The sequence below is a fragment of the Pseudonocardia sp. genome (assembly GCF_025465255.1).
Lineage (GTDB): Bacteria > Actinomycetota > Actinomycetes > Mycobacteriales > Pseudonocardiaceae > Pseudonocardia.
The window spans coordinates 1-4418 of sequence record NZ_JAODNI010000009.1 but is presented as its reverse complement, the minus strand read 5'-3'; the positions used below and the strand labels follow the sequence as shown (position 1 = coordinate 4418).

Here is a 4418-nt window from a genome sequence, read left to right as displayed (position 1 = left end):
CGATGCCGTCAGCCGGCCAGCCGCTGGGGAGTACCAGGCGGCAGCCGAGCTGGGGTGGACACCTGGCGCGGCAGGACACACTTACCGGCACCCGGCCGCGTGGCCGATCGGGCGGCGGTCCACCCCCATCGTCATCAGACCGCCGTCACCAGGGGCTCCGGCTGCCAGTCGCCACAGGTGCGTGCATCCGAGAGCGCTTCGCTGAGTGCGGCGCGTTCGAACAGGGCGTCACGGGTGGCTACCGCGACCTCGACGGCCCGGCGGGTGACCTGGCCGAGCATCGCTCCGCGGTCAGGTCATCGACGCACTCGGTCGCGCGGGAGAGCCAGCACAGCGTCCCGCTCGACCGCCCCTACGGGGAGGACGGGCTGCCGCTGGCCGAGACCTACGGCCGGCTCGACACCGAGTTGGACCACGTCGAACGGCACGCAGTCCTTCGTCCGTTGATCGAGGCCCGCCCGGCTCGCGAACGCACCATTCTGACGCTGCCGTTCTTCGAGGACCTCACCCAGACCCGGATCGCCGAGCGGGTCGGGCTCTCCCAGATGCACGTCTCCCGGCTGCTCAGCACCACCCTGGCCCAGCTACGCCAGCAGCTCGCCGACGCCGGCAACCCGATCACACTCTGACGCGTCCGGCCACCAGTAGAGGGTGCAGGACGAACCGCGCGGTACGAATTGCTGGGGAGCCGGCGCCCAGGCCTGCTCGTCACCCTCGCTCTAGGAGGGCATCGGCGCCATCTGGGTCATCGGCGCCATCTCGGTCATCGGGTCCGCACCGGGAATAGCGAGGGCCGGGATCGAGTCCGGGGCGGCGAGCAGCAGCACAGCGAGCGTGAGCAGCACGACCGCCGTCCCGTAGACCGCCACCCGATGCCACGGAAGCGTCTTCTCGACGGCGATCAGTCCCGCGACGACGGCCATCCAGATGAGGCTCATGACCCCCAGTGCGAACAATGACGCCATCAGCGCCCAGCAGCACCCGACGCACCAGACGCCGTGCTTCGCGCCCATCCGCAGCGCACCCGAGCGGCCGTCACGCCAAGCGCCGAGAAGGAAGCCGAGCGGGCTGGTGCACTTGTCGAGGCAGACGTCCTTGAGGGGGGTCAGCTCGTAGACCGCCGCGACGACGAGCGTGGCGCCCGCGACCCACCTCCCGGCACGGTCCCACACGAACACGTCGCCCGGGATCCGGCCCAGTACTGCTGCCAGAGTGAAGGCACCCAGACCCGCGACGGTCCACGTGACCAGGTAACCCGCCGCGAACAGCAGCGGTGACAGCGGAGACCGCTTCTTGGTCATGCGGGAGTACAACGCGACCGTCGGGGCGACCGACGGGAACATCATCGCCGCCATCATCACGAGCCACACCCCGAGGAACCAGCCCAGCCCGCCCAGCCCGGACCACGGCCCCTGGTCCATGCCGCGCATCTGGTGGGCCGTCCACCACCAGCCGAGGCCGGCGAGAACGAACAGCGCGGCGACCAGCCCGAGCCGGACGCGGACGGCGGCGAACGCCGGCGCGAGACCGCCGGCTCGGCTGGGGCGTTCCCTTGCCGGAGCACCCATCGGGGTCAGGCGGCCCAGGTGAATTCGGAGGTGGACAGACCGGTCTTGCCCTCGTACTCGATGCCGAAGGCGTTGATCCGCGAGCGCCGCGCCTCGGCCATCGTCAGGTTCGACCCGACCGGATGGAACATGCCGTCGAACCGGACCGGCCGACCGTTCTCGACCCCGAACGGCACGATGTCCTCGATCTCGAACTCGATCGCGTCCCCGACGCGGACGCTGTGCAGCAACCCGTCGTCGGCCACCTCGATCGCCGCGCGCTCGACCCCGACGACCTCGCCCACGAGGGGAGCGAGCGCAGCCATCGGCCCCCCGAGCTGTCCGCCGAACACCTGGACCAGCTTGTCGAACTGCTCGTCCGTGGCCTGGTCGTCGACGAACATCCCGAGCCGCCAGTTGCCGTCGGTCATGACCTTCGGCGTGTCGATGATCGTCACCACTCTGCGGCCCCGGACGTCGGTGCCATCAATCTCACCCTCGCGGATGTCGAAGGCCAGAGTCGCCCGACAGAAGTCGTAGGTGGCGCCATGGTCTAACGAGAGGTTGCACGGGCACATAAGCTCGCACGAGCAAGTCTCGGCATAGCTGCCTTTGAGGCTCCACGACATCGCCGACCCCCTTCGCAGGACGAAAAGTGTCCATCCCCGGGATGAGCGGGTCAACCGCCTCCCGAGGGGATCACGAAACCGCTTCGTTCGCCGCGCGGAGCAGTCGTCGCCCGAGTTGCGGGGGAAGCCCACCTCTCTGCCTGACATCACCAGGCTGTGTCGGTCACTTCAGCACTCCGTCGCCACCGCCCGGCCTCGCCGCGGCTGCAGACGTCGCACTCGACCACCACACGCCGCCTCACCGAGTACACGAGACTCGGACCGTCGCGTTGCTTGCCGGGCCGCGGTAGGTACAGCCGGAGTGCATGTCTCTCTGACGGTTACTGCAGTCAGACCTGGAAGGGGCTTCTTGAGGCGTTCCCAAGTCCATTCGGCGAGTACCTCGCTGGTGGGGTTGTCAAGCCCTGCAACCCGACAACTGCCCGCCGCGGGGTGTCGTGGCGAAGGCGGCGTAGCGCCAGCCATCGCGGTCCTCAACCAGGTCGAGTCGGGCGCCAGAGGTGCGCGCTCGCGGCGCACGATCACTCTGTGCCGGTCAGGTAGTCGGCGAGCATCCCCCGAGATCCTCCATGCTCGCCAGATCATGACGAGTCGGCGGCGGTGGCCACGCTGCGCTCGCCCGCCCGGTCGCGCTGGTTCAGCTCGGCGTTGATGCGGCGGGCTTCCTCGAGCTGGTCCTCCAGGACGACGATGCGGCACGCCGCGTCCAGCGCCGCACCAACGAGTGACAGCATACCGTGACCGTCACGGTTAGTTAGTGGACGCGACGTTCAGCCACTGCCCGCTGATCGGCGTCAGGGATGGTCGGCGGCTTACGGCTCGTCGTGCTCCTCGTCGAGGGCGCGCATCTCCAACTCGTAGTAGTGCATGTCCAAGGCGGCCTCGCGCATCGCGTCGGTGTCCTCGATGACGTAGGGGAGGTCTCGCACGGGGAGGGGGGTCGTGGCCCCGAAGGGTTCCGAGAACCCGATCAAGTCCTCCGCGTACCGAGCGGCCTCGCGGGCGAGTTGCGGGTCATCGCTCCAGGTTCCGGTCTCTAGGTGCGATGCGGCCTTGTCCGTCCAGTTCGCGCTACCCCACCACACACTCAGGGGCTCGAACCGCAGCTCCTCCGCGGTGGGGCCGTCGTGCGGGCCGTACTCGTGCCAGGCGAGTCGTCCGAGGACAAGGAGCTTGCTGTGGAGGAGGGGCTTGCCGTCGTGCCCCGTCATCCCGAGTGTCCGGAGCGGCCCGACTTCGTACTCGATGCGCCCGCTGTAAGGGCCCACGATGACTGGCTTCCCGTCGTCCGCCGGTGGCGCGTATGACTCCATGCCCGGCAGCACGTTGGGAAAGGAGTTCTCCGCCGTCCGCAGCACGTCGGGAACCCACCGTGCGCCCTTGTCCACGACGATGCAGCAGGCGTGCAACTTGGCAAGCCGGTCGGCTATGCCGGGATGCGTCAGCCACGGGACGCATCCGATCGCGGCAGCGCTGTGTCGGCCGATCGTGGCGATGTGGTCGTCCAGCAACTCGACGATGGCGTCCGCAACCTTTCCCCCGAACCAGAGCCGCCAGCGGCCATCCGGTCCCCACGCGCGAGGGCCGTCGGACCATCGGGCGAAGTCGGGGTAGTCGCCGAGGGCACCGCTCGTCATGGACAGATCATCCTCTCGGCGAAGGAGCTGATCTACGGGCACTGCTCCTTCGGCAGCGTCCCCATCTCGCACGCGTAGAGATACTGGCTCTCAGCGCCGTTCGAGGCCTCGCCACCGTTCGCCTGGATGTTCGCCTTCATCTCAGCGAAGTCGTCGGCGTCCTCGGTGACGGACGGCTCGGGGAGGGAGGCGGCGGCGACTACCAGCTGGTCATGCCGTGCGCGGCGCGCTGCCGCGCCGATACCTCCGCCCAGTACGCAGCCTTTGCCCGCCGGCGCGTGAGCTCGGCTCGGTCGGCGTCGGTGAGGGGCTCGGCGGCCTCGAGGCGGGCGTGCAGGTCGCAGAGGAAGATCCGGGTGTGGTGGGGTCGCTTCGGCCCGTGGTAGTGCTTCATCGCGGCCGCGGTCACCTCGCCCTGGCACGGACTGGGTGCTCCGCCGCCGCTACCGCGCGCGCCGGCGCACCCGGAGTTCCCGGGGTAGAGAATGTCGCCGCGACGAAGCCGATGCAGCTCGGCGAGACGGGCGTCGCGGTCGTCGGGCATGGAGGTTCCCCGCTGGTGTGGTCCGGATCCGGTCTGCCGCGGGGGAGCGCGACCCCGAGAA

At 69.3% G+C, this 4418-nt stretch carries 6 protein-coding genes; 1 reads left to right on the top strand and 5 read right to left on the bottom strand.

Translation table 11 applies throughout. From position 1 onward, the window contains the following. On the top strand, window positions 1-629 hold a 629-nt coding region (locus JWP64_RS00940; protein ID WP_297491051.1), incomplete at its 5' end, for a sigma-70 family RNA polymerase sigma factor. Window positions 630-719: 90 nt separating this feature from the next. Here the strand turns inward: JWP64_RS00940 and JWP64_RS00935 are convergent. The 5 genes from JWP64_RS00935 to JWP64_RS00915 form a co-directional block, all read right to left on the bottom strand. Further along, on the bottom strand, window positions 720-1568 hold the full coding sequence (locus JWP64_RS00935) for a DUF2182 domain-containing protein (protein WP_297491048.1): 849 nt from the start codon (window positions 1566-1568) through the stop codon (window positions 720-722). A gap of 5 nt (window positions 1569-1573) precedes the next feature. Beyond that, window positions 1574-2176 carry a DUF1326 domain-containing protein gene (locus JWP64_RS00930; protein WP_297491053.1) on the bottom strand — a complete coding sequence of 201 codons (603 nt, stop codon included), beginning with the start codon at window positions 2174-2176 and terminating at the stop codon, window positions 1574-1576. A gap of 581 nt (window positions 2177-2757) precedes the next feature. Further along, window positions 2758-2910, bottom strand: coding sequence for a hypothetical protein (locus tag JWP64_RS00925; protein WP_297491045.1), 153 nt, complete (start codon window positions 2908-2910; stop codon window positions 2758-2760). A gap of 78 nt (window positions 2911-2988) precedes the next feature. Continuing rightward, complete coding sequence (locus JWP64_RS00920; protein ID WP_297491043.1) at window positions 2989-3813, bottom strand: hypothetical protein; 825 nt, start codon at window positions 3811-3813, stop codon at window positions 2989-2991. A gap of 199 nt (window positions 3814-4012) precedes the next feature. Next, window positions 4013-4357, bottom strand: a complete 345-nt coding sequence (locus JWP64_RS00915) for a hypothetical protein (RefSeq protein ID WP_297491040.1) — start codon at window positions 4355-4357, stop codon at window positions 4013-4015. Window positions 4358-4418 lie beyond the last annotated feature (61 nt).